Consider the following 18583-nt stretch of genomic DNA (forward strand, 5'->3'; position numbering starts at 1 on the left):
ATCTCCCATGAATGATCTAAGGATTAAATATATATGCCAAATATTGCCGTTCTCACTAATGACCTGCAGTACGAGTTTACTTACAAAATAACACGTTCTTCAGAAATTCTGGCGCAAAAACTGGCCCAGTTTAACCAGTTTCTCGATGGCATCCGATCCCTGGAGCAATCCGTCATCCACCTGCAACTTATCAACGATCCCAATGACCCGGCGGTACAAAAGCGCTATCGCAACCGCGAAGCGGGCATTCCCGCATTGGCTGGTCGCCCTGAAAACCAGATCATCGATAAAGTCTATCGCCCCACCGATCTTGTGGTAGTCAAAGGCAGAGACAGCGGCTTTTTTAATAACGATCTCGACGAAATCCTTCAGCAGCTCGGGGTAGAAACCGTAATTGTTACCGGCTTACAAACTCATGTCTGCGTGCAGACCACAGCAGCAGATGCCTTCTTTCGCGGCTATAACGTGTGGGTACCGGACGACTGCGTGTTCGCCCCTTCGTCAGAGGATACCGAGCGCGCACTCGAGTGGCTTGCCAGCTATTGCGCAACCGTAGCTTCTTCTGCGGAAATTTTATCAATACTGCAAAAACAGAACGATCTACCTGAACGTGGCGAAAGGAAAGCATCATGAGCATAACCCAGATGCTAAATCATGAAGACGTCGTTGTACTGGATCATGGTACCGGGGCGAAATTAAGCCGCGAGTTGGTTGAAAAAATTGCTGGCATTCTCGGCGACACCTATCTGGGTGTGATGGAAGACTGCGCAGTGTTGGAACTATCCACCAGGCGAATTGCTTTCACCACCGACTCCTTCGTTGTCACTCCGCTGATTTTCGGCAACGGCGACATCGGTAAAATCGCCGTCTGCGGCACCGTTAACGATCTTGCTGTCAGCGGCGCTCGTCCCCTTTATATCACGCTAAGTCTTATCATTGAGGAAGGTATGCCTATACCCACGTTATCAATGTTGCTGATGTTGAAGGTGTCCTCCTCATTGTCGAATACCCAGCCGAACTCGCCGCCCTGCGCCCACTGTTTAAGGCGAATACGTAGTCCGTTGAGGCGGGCGTCGGTGGTTGGCGGCTCCGGCAGCACTTCCAGCAGCCGGGTGATCCCGAACTTGCGGTATTCCGGCGGGTAGTCGAGCATAATGGTATCTACGGCAGCACTGATCCGCTCCTCATCGCGCGGATCGAGCGGCTTGCCGTTGCGGCCGCACAGCATGCGCACCAGTCGTTTGATAAAGCTGATATTCCGGCGGGTTGGGGCAAGCGAAAACGGGTTAAACCCGGTGGGCGTGCCGGTACGGATACGGAAGTAGCGTCCGCCCATCTGGCGTATCGCCATCTCCGCCGCCCGGTCCTTGTCGAAATACACCGTGGTGAACCGCTGAATTGTGGCTGAGGCGGAGAACGTCACAGGATTGCGGTACTTCTGCATCAGTTGCTGCATCATGGTCATCAGCATCGTTTTCCCTGAGCCGGTTTTACCGATAATCGCCGTATTACCCGGCGTTTTTTCGTTGAAGTCATCCCGTCCGCTCTGGCTGTCGTGTAGGTTCAGGTAATACCCGCCACCGCCGGGGGATTTGAGGATGGCGATGGCATCGCCCCAGGGATTGCCGTTTCGTTTATGAGGATGAAAATTGTGCAGGCTCGCCAGGTCGGCAAAGTTCTGGCTGCTGACGGCCACCAGACGGGGGCGCAGCGTATAGATACCCGGCAGTTGCGCCAGGTACGCGGCGGGCAGCGACAGCGTGGACAGCGTCGTCATGATGCCGAGGTCGGCGAAAGGCTGCGCCAGCGCGTTGGCATCCTTCACCACCTGCTCGGGGCTGTCTGAAGATACCAGCAGGGAAAAGTGGTATTTTCCGCAGGAGACATGCCCGGACTGGAGCAGGTCACGCAACACAATCAGCTCTTCACGCTGTGAAATGGCGTCGTCATCCGCCGAAGTCAGGCGCTTTTCCGCCAGACGAATATGCTTCTGCGCCTCATCGCGGGCCATGCAGGTGAAGGACTGCGTCAGCACATACTCACTTTCGGCATACAGCAGCGCGTCCAGCAGGCCGGTCGCGGTTTCAGGCGAATAATCTTTGATTTCCAGACTGCGGAAAAAACGGGAGCCGCCGACGGTCTGGCACTCGGCGGTGTCGGTGGTAAAAAAGACATCCGGCGTGCTTAATGTTTCATAAAACGCCGCAGGCGTGACCGCCACCTTTTGCCACTGGCCGGTGAGCAGACGGTGATAAAAGGACAACTGGGCGGAATACACCCGCCCGTTGTCTTCATACATCCCCAGCGGCGTCGCCGTATAGCGGGACAGCGCGGAAGCCAGTGCCTCCCGGTATTCCAGCATCACGTTCAGAGCATCATCCAGCGCCGCTTTGCGTTTACCGGACGGCTGCGCCTTCATGGCCTTTTTCTCCAGCGGAGAGAAGGGCGCGTAGCAGACGGTGAAAAACAGCCGGTGCCGCCAGAACGGTTTTTCGCTGATCGGCTGGGAATACAGCCGGGTCACTTCATCAGAAAAGGGAATACCTGAATTTGCATCAAAGGCATCGTGGTATTTTTCCCGGATACGGTGAAGATAGAAAGTGACTGGCAGGCCTTCATACGCACGAATAACGTTATTGAGATGCGTCGCCATTAACGTCAGATGATGTTCGTCCTCGCATTCAAATACCGTGCCCTCCAGCTCCCAGGTGGAAACCAAGTCACCCTGGCGGTTTCTGATGACGTGCGGGTGAACATGGGAGGAATACGGAATATGTTTATCCAGCGTAACGCGCTCGTTTAACTTCATTTTTTCAATAAACTCCGAGACGTCGACGGCGTCATAGCGGTTTGCCAGCAGGGCGTTGGCACCAAAATGTTTATTGGTGCCAAACCGGCCACGGGTTTTAAAGGCCAGCCAGAGCAGCCCGAAATAGTGAATATCGGTTCTGGCCTTTGCCTTCATCTCCAGCCAGGCGGGAATAAGCAGTAATACCAGGTAATAGCTGACATAGACTGCCAGCAGGACGATGGCCCCGCTGACCATCACGAACGGCACGAGGGGAATGCCGGCTATGGCGGCAGGCCGCGTCAGCGCTTTGTTCAGCGTAGCCATCGTTACCTCCCTTATGACGCCCAGTAGGCACCGAAACCTGACGCACCGACGATAAGGATGGCGCCAATGATGACGTTGCGCATGTCATGCAGGCTCTTGCCGTCAAACAAGACTTTGTATCCTACCCACATGGTGGCCAGCGTGATGGTGACGGCGGCCAGTCCGAGCAGGCCTGTGGAAGTGTTGCTCAGCGTCTCATTGGCTTTATTAAATCCGCTGTCTGCTGCCAGCACCGGGGTTGTCATTAGCAAGGACGTGAGGACGCGCCAGTCAGTCTGTTTTCGTTTCATCATTGTTCCTCCTGGGGGCTGGGAATGGGTAACGCGCCGCGTATCACGGCATTGGGGTAGCGCAGGGATGCCAGAACTGGCGTGGCGTTATCGGTAAGCTCGCCACGCATGACGGCGGTGGGGTAACGGATTTCCGGCACGAGCTTTTCTGCGGGTGGTCGTTGCCGGTCTTCCCGCGTTGACGGTACGGCGTAGCCGATGCGCTGGATGTAGCTGGTCTGGTTAAACGCGGATTCCGGCTGTTGGCCGGTCGTGAAATTTCCCGAGTAGTAGCAACTGAGTGCACGCTTGAGGGAACCGCCGCGGCGGTAGCAGTCGGTGAGGATGCGCTCAAACACGGACAGGTTGGTACAGGGATCAAGAAGGTCGCGGGCGCTCACGCCGTAATGACGGAAATTGGTGCTGGTGATTTGCATCAGCCCCACCGAATAGCGTCGGCCCTGTGCCGCCAGACGTGCGGTGAGGCTGACGGCCTCATCCTTACTGGCGGGGAAATGTGAAGTCACGCCTTTGCCACCGGGCAGGATTTCAGCGATGGCATACGGATTCAAACCGGATTCGACCCGCGCCACATCAAGCGCCGTGGACGGGTGAATGCTGGCGGCGCACTGCATGGCCGCCGCCAGAAATACGGTGGTGGATAGCATGGTGGCCTCTTAACAGTCAGCTCGGCGGGTGTGTACCAAGCCCCTGCCGGAGGAAGGTCAAAAGCGGATTAAGCAGAGGCGGTATCCTGCGAAATGCCGCTATCTTCTCTGGGTTCAAGCAGCACCAGCTTACCGGAGACAGCAATACCGGGTGTCAGCATGATATTCAGGCCAGACTTACCGTTATGAGCGAACGCCACGCCAACTCTGGTCCAATACGTGTTTATTTCGCCCTGTGGGTCGGGTTGACTTTCCTGGGTGACAAATACGTGATAAATGGGTTTTCGCATGAGGCCTCCTCTACTAAAAACAACGATGAGTTAAATAAATGTCACATCCCAATTCTGCATTCCGGTTTTAACGGGTCAGCGAGAACATTCAGCGGCACCCTGAATTGTGGTTATGTGACAGCCCGAACCTTATTTTTAAAGAACAATGCCCGTTCCAAGAGAATTAACGTCAATACGGGGAACTATTATGTAATGACGTTTTTATGATCAGATATCCGGGGCGGTATATAAACGATAAATTCAAAGTTAAAATGAGAGAGATAAATTAGCGGTAGAAGGGGATAAGCTTTGGGGTAAATAAATGGAAGTGAAATATATAATAAAGACGACTGTGGATTTATAGTTAATGATAGAGACATGCAGGGGAAATATTCCTGCATGTCTCTGTGACCATTATTAACGTCTTCGGCGTTCAAGTTTTTCCTGACATTCCGTGCAGGTGGTTATGCCAGGAAGTGCTTGCCGTCGCTTTTCAGGAATGGGCTTACCGCATACACGACAATGGAATAATGATGGCGTAGACCCTGGCTTAAAACGGCTCTGTTCAATCATCTCCTCCAGTCGTTGCTCATTAAATTCCTGATCGCGGTCGATCTCATCCGGCATGTGCGGCCCTCCGGTCTGACGCCTCCCGCTCGCAAAGTGCGATACGCTTCCAGACCATGGTCAGTGACAATCCTTCGACTTTCGGCAGCAGGGTTTGCGTTACCTGCATCATGGCGGCCAGCGCATCGGTCGATTCCAGGTTGGCCACCCGGCATTGTTGCCATTGCCGCCAGATGGCCGCATCCGTATCTTCGTTCGGCTCTGGCGTCCGGCCATAAGGCACACGGACGCCCAGTAACCGGCGGCGAAGGCAAACTTCGTTGGAGGTGAGGCCAAAATACTTGTTGAGTAGCGCAATTGACCCACCCAGCCGGATGGCATGATCGATACGTTGCTGCTGCAGAACCTCCTCACGGGATTTCGCCAGAAGAAGGTGTAATGCGTCGTGATGAACCGTCACAGCCAAAAACTGCGCAGACTCCCGACTGATGATAAAGAGCTCGTCTAGTGATAATTGGTTGAGGGCATTCATTTCGTCGAAAGTGAATCCTAGCGATTCACAGTAACGAATATTGCCATCCTTCAATGCATGCAGGGCATCGGTTAATACGGCGTAATTCAGTGACGGGATAATCATGGCGTTTTCTCCCTTCAGCTTATTGAGCGGCGGACTAATTTAATATTGATCCATTCGTCAATTTCCGATTCGAGCCAGGCGACACTGGCCGGGCCAATCTTGATTGAGCGGGGGAAGGTACCGCCTTTCATATACAGATAGATTTGAGAACGTTTCAGGCCAGTTTTTTCTTCAACCTGTTTCAGACGTAATAACTGATGAGATGTCACGGTATTCTCCTGTGGCAGATATAGCGCTAGCCGGGAGATAACACGACAACACAAAATAGTGGTGTGGCGAAAGTTGATGAGCCCGTATTACGGAAAATACAATCCTTAATACGGGTTTTCATAGTGAAGGGCATCATCTTACTTTTGTGTTGGTATGGAAGGGGGCGAGCCACGCTCAAGCGCAGTCTTGAGCGTGTCGCCACTGAATCGATCGGTAATGCCTTCCTCAGATGCCCATTGTTCAAAAATGGACAATAGTTTATACGGTTGCATGATTAACGGACTGATAGTTTCATTATTTTTGCAGGCAAGCCAGAAGAGGCGTGATAGAGGGGTGGATATCCGAGTTGGAGACGGTTGAAGTATTTCTTTTTCGATCGGTTTGTTGATCAACTTATCAAGTTCACTTTTTCTGAGGACAAAGCAGGCATCACTCGGTAATTCATGTATAGGAAAATAATATTTATGCGAATCTTTCTTTGTAGCGTTTAGTATTATATCTTCGTAATCATCTGATGAAATATCTATAGGTAGCCTTTTTACGTGTCGTTCGATTCTTTCATGCCATGTCATCTTTTCGAAAAGTTGAAACGTTTCCCCCAATAAACAAACGGTAATGCCATAATTATTCGACTTTGCTCCTGTTACAGGTGATGGTATCTTTAATGAATGTGCAAGTAAACGCTGTATAAGGACATATTCATAGCCGAGCAATGTTGTGTCAATGACTCTTTGTACAGGGTGGATATATCTTCCTTCAGTACTGAAAGTTAAATTGTTTTCGCTGACAAAGGAACTTTCGGCAAGCATGAATGGTTTCATCGTTGACGAACTTTTTATTGGTCTTAGCTTTAATTTATGATTTCGTGATTTAATTTTTCTCAATATTACTGGGGATTGAAAATATATTGAAAACCGAATTTTCCCTTGCAGAGCAAAACGATAAAAATCACTTTTTCTTATTTTACACCCATTCAATCCATTGAGAAGTCTTACCGCCTCCCTGATAGTTATCCAGTCTGGAATTCCATCTCTAATGTTTAGGCAAGTTGGATTGTCTGACATAATACATCTCCTTTCACACAATGATATTGCTGATGAATTTCGCTGTGTTTTTGAAAGATGTTTAAAATTCTGATTGATATGAAATAGATCAGAATGATATAGGCTGATTTTATAAAATAAAAAATAACCTGTGTTTGGTTGTGACATTTTTCAAAGAGGTAAAATAAAATGGCTCAGTGATTTGGTGTTCACTGAGCCATTTTAAATGCTATGTGTACTATCATGAGTAATCGGAGGTGGTGCGTCTTTTATTTGAATTTATTTGTAATAACATCCACAAAATACCAACGATTACAACTCCGCCTCCAACCCAAGTAGGGCTTGTAAGACCAGTAACATCCAGTGCTACACCCCCCAATAGCGACCCTAATGCAATTCCTCCGTTAAAACCGGCAATATTCAGTCCTGCTGCCACAGCTGGAGCTTCAGGTGCATGTATGTGAGATAGCCCTATCACTCTTGCTTGCATTGAGGGGACCGCTGCGTATGTCAATGCTCCAAGCAACCCAATAAACAGTGCCATTAACATTAAGGATGAGACAGAGAACCACATAGCAAAGAGGACGATCGCCAGACCAATAAGAATTGTCATCACGGCACGGTCTGCACCTTGCTTGTCAGTCAGGCGACCACCCCAGACATTCCCGATAGCGGCCATCACGCCGTAGACCAACATAAGCAAACTACTCGTACGCTCGTCTACATGCGTTACCTGAAGTAGAATCGGGGAAATATACGTATACAGGGCAAAAGATCCTGCATAGGCCAAAACTGTAATTCCTGCTCCGGCAAGCAGTAGTGGGTTAAACATGGCTTTTAAACCGTCCATGGCATTTGCTTGCAAGGAGGGATCATTTTGATCCGTGGGCATCAGCATTGCCAATCCAATGAAACCGATCGCTCCACTTGCCGTTACTGCCATGAATATAGACTGCCAACTCAACAGACTACCGATGTAGGTACCAAGTGGTACGCCTAATGCCAACGCAATTGTAAGACCGCCAAAAACGACCGAAACAGCGGCGCCAGCACGATGTCGCCCAGCCAGTTGGGTTGCCACACTTGAAGCAACAGCAAGAAACACTCCGTGCCCTAAACCGGAAGCAAATCGTGCAATCAACATCGGCGTTAGGGACTCAGACGCACCGACGATACCATTGCCAACTGTAAACAGGCCCATAGCAACAAGTAATAATCTTTTACGAGGCCATCGTGTTGCCAACGCAGTTAATCCCGGAGCACCAATTACGGCACCGAGGGCGTAGGCTGTCACTGCTGTACCTACATGACTGACACTGACGTTTAGATCAGCTGATATCCTGGAAACTAAGCCGATCGTGACAAATTCAGTGAATCCCAAAGCAAAAGCGCAGAGTGCAAAGACATATATAACAAAAGGCATGCGTTCTTTCATAACTCAGGCTCTTCTATTTTCAATAGAAGCCAACAAAGGCAGCATTGCCTCAGCGACTCCTTTTGCGGAAGCGGGATTCTGTCCGGTCACTAATCTCTCGCTGACAATCACCTGTGGCTGAAAATTTGCGGCTGCAAGATGCTCAGCACCTCTTTGCTTCAGCGTGTCTTCAAGTAAGAATGGAACAATGTCGTACAACCCTACAGCACGTTCTTCATCGTTGGTAAAAGCTGACACCTTTTTGCCCGCAACCAGATATTCATTATCGGAAAGCCGAATATTCACCAATCCGGCGGGGCCATGACAAACCGCAGCGACAACGCCACCCTTTTCATAAATTCGTGATGAAACACCCGCCAACTCTATATTGTCAGGGAGATCCCACATCGTCGCATGCCCTCCTGCATAGAAGACGGCGTCATAGACGTCAGGATCAATCTGCGAGGGTTTTAATGTGGTTTTAGTTGCCTCGCGTAAGGAATCATTATTCCAAAAGGAGGCGTTAACCGGATCGCTGAGGTCTAAACCGTCAACATGTGTCTTGCCCCCCTTGGGACTCACGAAATCAATTTCATATCCTTCTTTTGTGAGTACATCGTAGGGGTGAGACACCTCAGAAAGATAGAAACCACTGGGTGCGGCATCTTTACTCTCGGCTTGACCTTTACGGTCATGGTTGGTCAATACAAACAGTATACGTTTAGGCATTTTAACTTCCTCTACATGGGGGGACTTAAAGCAAAATTCTTCTGACTGCATGCGACATAACAGACTTGTCATATTGAGTCTTATTGTGGAACAATCTATTTATCCTTTAAATAGACCTAAACGGACAAACACTTACCCAAAAATGAACAAAATAAACTTGAGAAATGACGACCTTGAAGTGTTTTTACACGTCGTCGACAGAAACAATTTCTCTGCCGCAGCACGAGACCTACAGATACTCCCCAAGATGGTGAGCAAGCAGATAGCTAGGCTGGAAACTGCACTTGGCACTACACTTTTTGAAAGAAACACCCGTAATCTACGTATTACAGACGAGGGCAGAGCTATAGCTGAGAGGGCCCGCGTAGCGTTGGCCGTTCTGGATGAGATGAAGGAACTTTCCCGAGGGGATAGTGAGGAGTTAAGCGGAAATATTCGTTTGACTGCGCCCGCACCGTTTGGCCGAAAATATGTTGCTCCTGCGATCGCTGCATTCTGCAAAGTACATCCGAGGGTGGGCTTTGATTTAAGGTTATCTGACCAAATCCAGGATCTTTACAGTGGTGATTTCGATCTGGCTATTCGTATGGGGGATCTGGCTGATTCTCGCCTTCTGGCCAGAAAAATAGCAAATAATAGACGTATTCTCATCGCATCGTCCGAATATCTGAAGAATCATCCACCCATTGAGCGACCAGAAGATCTTTTAAATCACAACTGCTTAGTATTCGCTTACCCGGGTTTTTTACACAATTCATGGACGTTACGTAAAGCCGGTCATGAAAGAAGCATCAGCGTTACTGGCAACCTTATCAGTGACAACGGAGACGTATTGCATGCCTGGAGTTTGGCGGGGCTTGGCATATCTCTTCGAGAAACTTGGGATATTCATGATGAATTGAGAGCTGGGAAACTTTGCCGAGTTCTGCCTGATTGGGAAGCAAACACATCTCAGATCAGTGTTGTCCGGGCGCGGCGAGAACCAATACCCCGTAGGCTAAGTGTATTTATTGATTTCATGACTGAAAAATGGAAACGGGCACCATGGGATGATGATTAATGTTCCGAGAGGTAGTCCGAACCGGTCTAAAAGAAGCTACCGCTTCGCTGACCAACGGAATTTGTGATAACTCGATTTGAGTTGAGGTTGTCAACGTTAATAGATAAAAATACAATGATTGTTTAGCCAATTTAAAGGTTTAGCGACTATCACTCCCCAGAGTATGTAATAGAAGACAACCCGCCAATCCGAATCTCATGGCATGCTTGAAACCTTAATGCCAACCAGATATAACGCACGTAAAATATAGGCATGTCAATGGGTTATCTTGATATATTCTATCCTTACCCTATAAAATCCTTTAATTGTTAAAATAAGTTAATATGTATAGAAGCATTAACGGAACATGTTTATAACATAATACTGTGCAGGCTTTCGATTTTATGTCGTAATCGGAGAGCTTCAGGCTCTTAAGGATGCGCAGTATGAGCTATCTGGTTCAGTTACGAAGTTTTGTTGAAGTATACAAAGCTGGTTCGATTTCAAAAGCGGCAATGCGGTTGGGCATAAGCCAGCCTGCAATGTCTGCCCACATTCATTCACTTGAGGCTTTTACCGGGTGTGTTCTCTTTACTCGTCGTTCACATGGTGTGGTGGCTACAGTGGATGGGGAGGAATTGGCGAGATTGGTGGCTTCAGATTTAGAAACGATTGAACTGAAGTTGTCGATGCTTCGATCACGTACAAGAAAGTCCTCGGGGACAGTATCTTTCATCGGGCCAGCAGAATTAATGTGGTCAAAATTACCGTACTTGGTGAAAATATTATTCAATGAAGGTATTAAATTTAAAGTTTTGACAGGAAATAGGAAGCGCATATACAGCTGTCTTCTGGACGGAAGTTGTCAACTAGGTTTCACAACTTCTATGCCGGATAAACAAAAATTTGGATATGCTGAAATTGGAATGGAAAAGTTAATAGTTGTGGTAGCGTCACTCATAGCAGACAACTTCAAAGAAAACGAGGACGTGATTGATACGCTGTCGAAGCTTCCTCTAATAGCTTACGATGGGCAGTTACCCTTGATAAGGGAAGTTTTCCAGGATTCTTCGCGATTTTTTGCACTGCTTCGTCCGTCTATTACTGTACCGGATTTGCGGATTTTAGAAAGAATGATTCGAGAAAATATTGGTTGGACTGTGATGCCTGAGTATTTATGCGCCCAAAGCATAGCAGGAGGTCAGATCGTTGAAGTCAATGTCCATGAGAGACTCCCCATAAATTCAATCTATTTGGTATGGATTGATAGCTCATTACGTAACCCACTCGTTTCAGGAATCAGAGACAGAATTCTCGAACTATCAAAAAATAGCGGATTTATGGTTTGAGATACATAAAACAGGCAGCCTTATCGGCTGCCGCGTCATTATTTTATCCGTGGCGATCGCTTGACAAAGTCATCTGCAATGTCATTCAATTTTAGGAATTTCACCCCTGGATGACCAAGCATATGAGTTAAGAGGCGTTCGAGCATCATTAATACGTGCGGGCGTCCAGATACGTCCGGGTGAATCGTGAAAGTAAAGATCGCATATTCATGCTCACGGTAGACCCAATCGAATTGATCCCTCCACAACTGTTCGATGTCCCTGGGATTCATGAAACCTTGGCTGTTGGGTTTTGTTTTCATGAACATGAAAGGAGGAATATCGTCGATTGTCCAACTGGCGGGTAATTCAATAAGGTCCGTCTCTTCTCCGCGTACCAGCGGTTTCATCCATTCGGTCGGTGTCTTGGAATAATCTATCTTGGTCCAGGAATCACCTTTCCTGACATAATAAGGCTGATGATCATGATGCATTAGTGAATGGTCATATTTGATGCCATTTTCTAATAGAAGATCTGTGGTTACAGGAGAAAATTCCCACCATGGAGCGACATATCCAGTAGGTCTCTTCCCTGTTAATTTTGTGACCATGTCAATGCCTTTTAGAAGGACTTCTCTTTCTTGGTCAGGCGACATAGATATTGGGTTTTCATGACTGTAATTATGAACCCCTACCTCATGTCCAGCATTGACAACTGCTTCCATTTGCCGAGGAAAGGTTTCGATGGAATGACCAGGCATAAACCAGGTGGTGGGGATATTAAACTGGTCAAATAGATCCAGAAGACGTGGAGTACCTACTTCGCCAGCGAACATACCGCGAGATATATCGCTTGGAGAATCTTCTCCCCCATAAGAAGATAGCCAGCCTGCAACGGCATCTACACCCACTCCAAAACCACATAGTATTTCTTTCGCCATGAGTTATTACTCCTCATACAGAAAAAATTGAAATAATATTGCGTTAAGAGGGTTTCTTGACTAATTTCAAGAGATCCTCGGTATCTAATTCATTAATTCCTTTTTGAAGTGCCATTAATTTATGCTCAGGGATGTTGTATCCCCAATTAGCCCAAAATGATTGAATGCCATGATCTAATGCATCAATAACATTTTGGATATTGTCATCAATAAATAGAATACCCTCGTTTTTATCGAAGGCTATTGATTTTAGCAAGGTAAGAGTCTTGTTTTTGTCGGTCATCCTCCCATATATTTTATTCGCGGGTATGTTTAAACCATATTTACTTAGAATGTATAATATAGATTCTTCATCCTTTCCTGATACAATATAGATATCATTAGCTGTTTTAAATAAATTTGAAACATCCAATAGCGGACGGTGTAGTTCAGCCCAAAAATCAGGGTAGAGACTTCTTGCCAGCTTCCTATAATGGATGAACTTATCCCTGAATATTTTCTTATCTTCAGTTGGAATTGATTCATATATAGCAGTGAATCTGTCATTATCTATAGCTTCATTACCAAATTCAGTGAATGAGGCAATAAAGTGACCGTCATGGCGTACAAAATTCCTTAATTTCCTGAATCGTTTAGCCATCAGGCGTGGGATGTTTTGAAGTACATCTTGGTTAAAATCACTGAGAGGTCTGTCATGTAATACATTCCATGTAATTAGCATGCATTCGTCTACTCCATCAACCACGACCCCGTCGAAATCCATTGCTATTAACATCGAATTATACCACCAGCGGTTCTTTAAGAGTTTCGCCGCGCTTCCATCTATCTATTGCATCGAATGTCTGACGCATAAATTTTCCACATTCGGCATAATAGGAGCAAGTTATGATATTCCCGTCGACAACTACATCTGCTTCAATTACATTGGCGCCGGAATTAACCATATCGTCTTTCAGACCAACATAAGCGCAGGCGAGTTTGTCTCTTAGAATACCGGCAGAAATCATAATCCAGGGACCATGGCAGAGCCCAGCCACAACTTTCCCCTGTATTACCATCTGCTTTAGAAAATCTTTAACTCTCTGATCTTGGCGAACTCTATCAGGCGCTTCATGACCGCCAGTGAGAATAACAGCATCAAAATCAGTGGCGTTGAGTTGATCAAAATTAATATTGTCTTTGGATCTTTTATCCATAGGAACAGTGATGCCATATTTCCCTGTCGCTGCACTTCCATCCTTTGTTGCAATAGATATATCGTATCCTTCCTCTTTAGAACGATAGTAAGTATAAACTACATCGTGATCCTGAAAACCTGGACCAGTGATTATCACTACTCGTGTCGGATTAGACATGTTATTTTCCTTCTTATTGCGTTACGGGACGTTAATTAAAAATACATTCTGACCACAGTACATTTCTGAGATGGCATCTTTAGCTCGTAGGATATGAATCTTTCCCATTAGATGGCTTTTTACATCTAATGAAATAAAAATAAAATCATCCTCGTCATTCAACATTTTTCTATCAAGATTTTTGACGGAAAAGTATGCTAATTTGTGTAGGTCATGTTCTCTGATCAATGTGCCTGCAGCTATCTGTTGCAAAGGAGGTAAAAGATCATGTTCCTGTGATTTCTTTTCATATGCCATATTTTGCCGGCCATAATTATCTTTAAGTCTGAGTAAGTCGAATTTGTTTCTTGGATTTTCAACTTCGATTAATTCGATGCCTGATTTTCCCGAAATAGTCTGATGGAATACACCTTTTGCAATATATATGCTGTCGCCAGATTTTAACGCCTGATGTGTACCATCAAGAAATCTGGTCTCGCCATCACCATGTAGGCATATAAGGACGGTGTCTTTCAATATATGACAATGCATTGAAGTGGATTGATTCTTTGATATATGAAGGCGCCATACATCAAAAATAGAATCACAATAAACTCTATACTCATATCCCCATGGTTTTTCTATGAATCCATTGAGATGTAAGTCTTTCTCAAATGACTCACCATTATTTGAAGTTGAAAGTAGGATTTTGTTTATTTCATGCAAGTCATATACATTTGGAGTCCGGTTGTGGATTTCCATATGGTCGCTCCCCCGCTAATCGAATTGCTGAATGTTGATTTCACTTCGCTCAATCGTTCTGTGAGTTCAGTCTATATCGATTATTTAGTACGAGAGAAATAACTTTTATGATGATTACCTATATTGTTTCTTTTGATCAGTCCTTCATACTCAATAATTATTGAAAACTATGCTTCTATACTTGGGTACTGTTAAAGATGCTAGATTCTATGCCGTCAGGAGGTCATAGCTCACAAGCGATTAAGATGCTTAGCAAGATGCCGAACTCGGACCTCAGCACGATACATCGCATAATGTAGGTATCGCAGCGTTTACTTCTCTGTTTGTAGCTCTATCTTAAGAATTTGCCCCCATAGTGGTAGACAACACCTCAATCTTAAAGTAATCTACCATCTAGTAGGTTGATTGCATTTGGCACCAACCTTATCTTTGAGATCACTCGACACTTCAGGAGTTGTCATGACTAATTCAAAAAAACCTTTTGCTGACGCTAATGTTATTCGCGGTACACGAGAAGCTATTCGCCAGCAGCCAGAGCTGGGCAATCTCACCTTTAACATGAAGAGTAAATCCAACGGTGGGGTATCCGTCCGTGTGGAAACTCATGCGACTATCCAGAACGGCCAGGTTGATACCAGTCGCTCCGGAAAATTTGCTAATGTTGGCGATGAACCTGCTGATTTATCGGGTACTGATAGCGGTATGGGCCCAGCTGAATACATTTTGCAGGCACTTGCCGGCTGTTATACCGCGACTCTGACTGTTATGGCGGCAGAAAAGGGCATTGAACTTGATGGTATTGAACTTGACCTGAACTTCGACATTAATCTGAACGGTTTCCTGGGTCTTGACGAAAAAGTTCGCAACGGGGCGAAAGCGATCCGTGTTGGCGTTAAGCTCTCCAGTCCTACCGCCAGCCGTGAACAGCTTGAAGAAATGGTTCGTGCACTGCCAGAAAGCTCGCCGATCCACGATACGTTGGCGAACCCGGTCAATATTGATACCCGGTTGGTGTAGGTAAACCTCAGAGGGGGAAATGCCTGAGCACTGTCATTTCCCTACTGCCTGATGGCTATTAACCCCGACCAAAACGCGTTATCAGAGAAGGTTAAATCGCTGTTGTGAACTGATGTCCCCTTGCAGGGAACAACAGGCGCAGATAATATCTACCAACTAGTAGATTATAATTGTGAGGATTATATGTCAGTCATGACACGAGAAAGGCTTCTGAATGAAGCGGACCATCTGATGCGCGAACGGGGTTACTCTGCATTCAGCTATGCTGATTTGTCAAAGAGCATTGGTATCACTAAGGCCAGTATTCATCACCACTTCCCAACCAAAGACGTTTTGGGCGAACAAGTGGTGATTCAGGCCCATACCGATACCAAAAACCGATTTGAACAGATTGAAGCGACGGAGAATACGGTTGCGCAGATGCTTACCGCCTACGTGGAGCTTTTCATCGAAAGCTATCGCACGTCGCGTATGCCGCTGTGCTGTGCTTTGTCTTCGGAAATGGCCAATCTGCCACCGAATATCAGAGTACAGGCGACCGAATATTTCGATATGCAGATTGCCTGGCTGACCAAGATTGTCAGCCGTGGCGTTGATGCAGGGGAGCTGACTGCTGACTTGCCGCCATCAAAAATGGCGCTGCTTATTTTGAATTTATGCGAAGGCGCTAGCGTTGTTTCCCGGGCAATTAACAAGCCTGAGCTTTTCAACGATACGCTTGAACAGATCCTAATGATTGTTAAAAGAAAATAATTCTGGAGATAACCCCATGTTAGATTGGAATGAATACCGCTCAGAAGTGATGCAACGTGTTGGTGACCTGGGTAAATTGGCCCCGGATACGTTAAAAGGCGTTATGGCTCTGGGCAACGCCGGCAATAAGACCAACCTTCTTGGCGCGAAAGTGCGTGAACTGATTGCACTGGCTTGTGCGGTGACGACTCGCTGTGATGGTTGCATTGCCGTTCATGCCGAAGCTGCCGTTAAAGCTGGCGCCACAGAAGAAGAAATTGCTGAAGCCCTGGGTGTGGCAATCAACCTGAATGCAGGTGCTGCCGTGGTCTATTCCGCACGTACGCTGGATGCGATTAAGCAACTGAAAGCGTAATAGTTATCGCGTTGAAAATATAAAAGGGCATTACTGCCCTTTTTTCAGCTCTAACAATGCTTGCTGATAAAACCCTGCCGATTTAACACCCGGTATACGCTGGACCAACTGCCCATCCTTGAACATCAGTACGGACGGCATTCCCCAAATTTCATATTTGGTGGTCAGTACCGGTGCCAGATCCACATTCACTTTGCCGACTTTGATGTCGCTTTCAATCTGCTCGGCAAAATGGTTAAAAATGTCTTCGCTCATCTGACAAGGTGGGCACCAGGGGGCAGAGAAGCGCACCACCGCAACCCCTTCATGCCTCTCGATTTCTCTAAAATTATCTTCATTGTAAAGGGTTAATTCACGCATCATTCACTCCTGCAGGATGTAACTTGATAGTAATTCTACCTACTAGTTGGTTTGTTTAATTAACATAAAAAGCTATCATCGATAGAAAGGTGCTTAAGCGAAGATAATGCCATGTTTTATCAATGGATAAGCGTCATCTTATGTGGACGGCGTGCTGAGGATTATGATATTTCATTCCATCTGAATGAGAAAACTGACGTATTGTAAAATCGGGATTACTTTATAAAAAAGCAAGCCCATCCATAAAGTGTCGGCCTACAGGGCAGGCCTATTCCTTTTCGTAAGGCGATGATGGAAAGAACATTATCCAGTCGTATTAATGTGGGGAGTACAGCGCATGTGCTGCATACGCAGCCCCTGATGATGCGCCATATCACTATAGATGAACCCACAATCATCCTGGTCCGCCATGGCAGGAAAATAATCCGCTGGGCGCAAGAGGAGATAACGCTGGAAGCGGGGGACGCGGTGGTCATCGGGGAGGGGCACTCTTTTGATATCATCAATACACCATCACCTTTAACGGGTACGTACGAAGCATCATGGCTGAGTTTTTGTGCCGATTTCGTCCAAAACTACTGCTTCATGCATGCCCCACGTATGAGCATGAACGAAGCAAATAAAATGGCAGAGCCAGGCAACAGTTTTCGCCAGGCCTTTTATCACACTGCGGAGGCCATTACAGATACTGAAAACATCCCTGAAAGTATCGTGGCCAGGCGTATGGAAGAGATGCTGAGCTGGCTGGATGAATACCGAATTTTCTTCGCGCTGAAACAACATACCGGACTGGCGATAAAAATCCGCAAACTCGTTGCAGCAGACATATCACAAGACTGGAATACTGCGCAGGTGGCGGCTGAATTGGGTATGTCGGCCACCACCCTGAGACGCCATCTGCATGCCGAAAATACCTCATTTACCCATCTGGTGACTGACATTCGCATGTGTCGTGCACTGACACTTTTGCAGGTGACCGATCTTTCAGTCACCCGCATATCCCTGGAAGTCGGCTACGAAAATCCGTCTAAGTTCGCCGCCAGATTTCGAACCCGCTTCGGATTCAGCCCCAGCCTGGTCCGGGTTTCCGGCCAGGCTATCGGCAACCTGGCTGCGGTTAGCGGCCCTGCGTAATCTGAAGATGCGCTTCGCCCAGTGAGTTCGCTTTTGCCATAAAGCCGACCAGGGCGGGCGTCGAGTCCGCCGTTATTCCCGGAAGTTTGTCGACACGAAGTGCCGTCAGCGTGATCTCATAACGGTGCGTTTCACCCTTCGGCGGGCAAGGGCCGCCATAACCCGGGATACCGAAATCAGTCCGGGTCTGAAGAGCCCCTTGCGGGAGATTTTTGTTATCCGCCGTTATCCCGGCCGGTAACGAGTGAAGGGATGAGGGAATGTTCACCACCTGCCAGTGGATCCAACCGAGGCCTGTCGGCGCATCCCTGTCATAAATTTTGAGAGCGAAGCTTTGGGTTCCTGCCGGCGCGCCGCTCCAGTTAAAAGAGGGGGCAAGGTTTCCACCGCTGCACCCAAATCCATAAGGTGAACTCAGGGTCTGAGCTGCGGGGAAATGGTTTTTTTCAAGTTCATGGCTTGTCAGCGTAAAACTGGCTGCAAAAGCGACCTGGCTCGACAACGCCAGGCATAATGTACTGATAACAGTAAGGTGAAGTCTGGACATTTACTCTTCTCCATCGGGGTGATTAATATCCCAATGATAAGGGGAGAGAACGACTCCTCGCCGCCCTGAACCGGCCAGTCTTAGCTCCGTAA

General features: G+C 47.1%; 22 protein-coding genes and 2 pseudogenes. 8 read left to right on the forward strand and 16 right to left on the reverse strand.

Annotation, left to right across the window (positions count from 1 at the left end; all coding sequences use genetic code 11):
* Positions 1 to 33 precede the first annotated feature (33 nt).
* Positions 34 to 633, forward strand: a complete 600-nt coding sequence (locus RTE01_RS19035) for a cysteine hydrolase family protein (RefSeq protein WP_134526845.1) — start codon at positions 34 to 36, stop codon at positions 631 to 633.
* 122 nt (positions 634 to 755) lie between these two features.
* Positions 756 to 887: pseudogene (locus RTE01_RS26655) on the forward strand (AIR synthase related protein); the annotation flags it as partial.
* A 65-nt stretch (positions 888 to 952) separates the two neighbouring features.
* Here RTE01_RS26655 and RTE01_RS19045 read toward each other — a convergent pair.
* From RTE01_RS19045 to RTE01_RS19090, 10 genes and pseudogenes are all read right to left on the reverse strand, one after another.
* Positions 953 to 3115 (reverse strand): annotated as a pseudogene (locus tag RTE01_RS19045) (VirB4 family type IV secretion/conjugal transfer ATPase); the annotation flags it as partial.
* Between the two features lie 11 nt (positions 3116 to 3126).
* Positions 3127 to 3405 (reverse strand): TrbC/VirB2 family protein, encoded by a 279-nt coding sequence (locus RTE01_RS19050; RefSeq protein ID WP_134528568.1) that lies wholly within the window; start codon positions 3403 to 3405, stop codon positions 3127 to 3129.
* Complete coding sequence (locus tag RTE01_RS19055; protein ID WP_141335271.1) at positions 3405 to 4052, reverse strand: lytic transglycosylase domain-containing protein; 648 nt, start codon at positions 4050 to 4052, stop codon at positions 3405 to 3407. Before RTE01_RS19055 ends, RTE01_RS19050 begins: the two co-directional genes overlap by 1 nt.
* Positions 4053 to 4120: 68 nt before the next feature.
* The gene (locus RTE01_RS19060) at positions 4121 to 4342 is read right to left on the reverse strand and encodes a hypothetical protein (protein WP_134526842.1); all 222 of its coding nucleotides are present in this window, start codon (positions 4340 to 4342) and stop codon (positions 4121 to 4123) included.
* A gap of 396 nt (positions 4343 to 4738) precedes the next feature.
* Positions 4739 to 4948: a TraR/DksA family transcriptional regulator gene (locus RTE01_RS19065; RefSeq protein WP_032693551.1), complete on the reverse strand. Its 210-nt coding sequence runs from the start codon at positions 4946 to 4948 to the stop codon at positions 4739 to 4741.
* Complete coding sequence (locus tag RTE01_RS19070; protein ID WP_141335273.1) at positions 4938 to 5525, reverse strand: DUF2857 domain-containing protein; 588 nt, start codon at positions 5523 to 5525, stop codon at positions 4938 to 4940. The genes RTE01_RS19065 and RTE01_RS19070 overlap by 11 nt, the downstream gene beginning before the upstream one ends.
* A 14-nt stretch (positions 5526 to 5539) precedes the next feature.
* The gene (locus tag RTE01_RS19075; RefSeq protein ID WP_134526839.1) at positions 5540 to 5734 is read right to left on the reverse strand and encodes an AlpA family transcriptional regulator; all 195 of its coding nucleotides are present in this window, start codon (positions 5732 to 5734) and stop codon (positions 5540 to 5542) included.
* Between the two features lie 138 nt (positions 5735 to 5872).
* Positions 5873 to 6799 (reverse strand): hypothetical protein, encoded by a 927-nt coding sequence (locus RTE01_RS19080; RefSeq protein ID WP_134526836.1) that lies wholly within the window; start codon positions 6797 to 6799, stop codon positions 5873 to 5875.
* Between the two features lie 220 nt (positions 6800 to 7019).
* Positions 7020 to 8213, reverse strand: a complete 1194-nt coding sequence (locus RTE01_RS19085) for an MFS transporter (RefSeq protein WP_024359931.1) — start codon at positions 8211 to 8213, stop codon at positions 7020 to 7022.
* A gap of 3 nt (positions 8214 to 8216) precedes the next feature.
* Entirely contained in the window at positions 8217 to 8921 is a 705-nt protein-coding gene (locus RTE01_RS19090) for a type 1 glutamine amidotransferase domain-containing protein (protein ID WP_141335275.1), read from the reverse strand.
* Between the two features lie 142 nt (positions 8922 to 9063).
* Between RTE01_RS19090 and RTE01_RS19095 the strand changes: the two genes are divergently transcribed.
* A complete protein-coding gene (locus tag RTE01_RS19095; protein WP_134528566.1) occupies positions 9064 to 9981 on the forward strand; it encodes a LysR family transcriptional regulator in 918 nt (305 codons plus the stop codon).
* Between the two features lie 425 nt (positions 9982 to 10406).
* A complete protein-coding gene (locus tag RTE01_RS19100) occupies positions 10407 to 11309 on the forward strand; it encodes a LysR family transcriptional regulator (protein WP_134526833.1) in 903 nt (300 codons plus the stop codon).
* A gap of 38 nt (positions 11310 to 11347) precedes the next feature.
* On the opposite strand, the gene RTE01_RS19105 is transcribed toward RTE01_RS19100, so the two are convergent.
* Genes RTE01_RS19105 through RTE01_RS19120 form a run of 4 tightly spaced genes read right to left on the reverse strand, consistent with a single transcriptional unit; the run spans position 11348 to position 14325 of the window.
* The gene (locus RTE01_RS19105; protein WP_134526830.1) at positions 11348 to 12229 is read right to left on the reverse strand and encodes a polysaccharide deacetylase family protein; all 882 of its coding nucleotides are present in this window, start codon (positions 12227 to 12229) and stop codon (positions 11348 to 11350) included.
* A gap of 43 nt (positions 12230 to 12272) precedes the next feature.
* Positions 12273 to 13004, reverse strand: a complete 732-nt coding sequence (locus RTE01_RS19110; RefSeq protein ID WP_134526828.1) for an HAD family hydrolase — start codon at positions 13002 to 13004, stop codon at positions 12273 to 12275.
* A 4-nt stretch (positions 13005 to 13008) separates the two neighbouring features.
* The gene (locus RTE01_RS19115; protein WP_134526825.1) at positions 13009 to 13584 is read right to left on the reverse strand and encodes a DJ-1/PfpI family protein; all 576 of its coding nucleotides are present in this window, start codon (positions 13582 to 13584) and stop codon (positions 13009 to 13011) included.
* Positions 13585 to 13605: 21 nt separating this feature from the next.
* A complete protein-coding gene (locus tag RTE01_RS19120; protein ID WP_134526822.1) occupies positions 13606 to 14325 on the reverse strand; it encodes a cupin domain-containing protein in 720 nt (239 codons plus the stop codon).
* Between the two features lie 459 nt (positions 14326 to 14784).
* Here RTE01_RS19120 and RTE01_RS19125 point away from each other — a divergent pair, with 459 nt between their 5' ends.
* The 3 genes from RTE01_RS19125 (at position 14785) to RTE01_RS19135 (ending at position 16450) form a co-directional block, all read left to right on the forward strand.
* Complete coding sequence (locus RTE01_RS19125; RefSeq protein ID WP_020439356.1) at positions 14785 to 15342, forward strand: OsmC family protein; 558 nt, start codon at positions 14785 to 14787, stop codon at positions 15340 to 15342.
* Between the two features lie 183 nt (positions 15343 to 15525).
* Positions 15526 to 16095, forward strand: a complete 570-nt coding sequence (locus RTE01_RS19130; RefSeq protein ID WP_015697012.1) for a TetR/AcrR family transcriptional regulator — start codon at positions 15526 to 15528, stop codon at positions 16093 to 16095.
* A 16-nt stretch (positions 16096 to 16111) separates the two neighbouring features.
* A complete protein-coding gene (locus RTE01_RS19135) occupies positions 16112 to 16450 on the forward strand; it encodes a carboxymuconolactone decarboxylase family protein (protein ID WP_015697013.1) in 339 nt (112 codons plus the stop codon).
* A 30-nt stretch (positions 16451 to 16480) separates the two neighbouring features.
* Here RTE01_RS19135 and RTE01_RS19140 read toward each other — a convergent pair whose 3' ends face one another.
* Positions 16481 to 16810 (reverse strand): thioredoxin family protein, encoded by a 330-nt coding sequence (locus tag RTE01_RS19140; protein ID WP_134528564.1) that lies wholly within the window; start codon positions 16808 to 16810, stop codon positions 16481 to 16483.
* A 291-nt stretch (positions 16811 to 17101) separates the two neighbouring features.
* Between RTE01_RS19140 and RTE01_RS19145 the strand changes: the two genes are divergently transcribed.
* A complete protein-coding gene (locus tag RTE01_RS19145; RefSeq protein ID WP_077258706.1) occupies positions 17102 to 17944 on the forward strand; it encodes a helix-turn-helix transcriptional regulator in 843 nt (280 codons plus the stop codon).
* Here RTE01_RS19145 and RTE01_RS19150 read toward each other — a convergent pair.
* Positions 17928 to 18491 (reverse strand): YbhB/YbcL family Raf kinase inhibitor-like protein, encoded by a 564-nt coding sequence (locus RTE01_RS19150; RefSeq protein ID WP_134526819.1) that lies wholly within the window; start codon positions 18489 to 18491, stop codon positions 17928 to 17930. The genes RTE01_RS19145 and RTE01_RS19150 overlap by 17 nt on opposite strands.
* Positions 18492 to 18583 lie beyond the last annotated feature (92 nt).

This window comes from Klebsiella terrigena (assembly GCF_006539725.1).
Taxonomy (GTDB): domain Bacteria; phylum Pseudomonadota; class Gammaproteobacteria; order Enterobacterales; family Enterobacteriaceae; genus Klebsiella; species Klebsiella terrigena.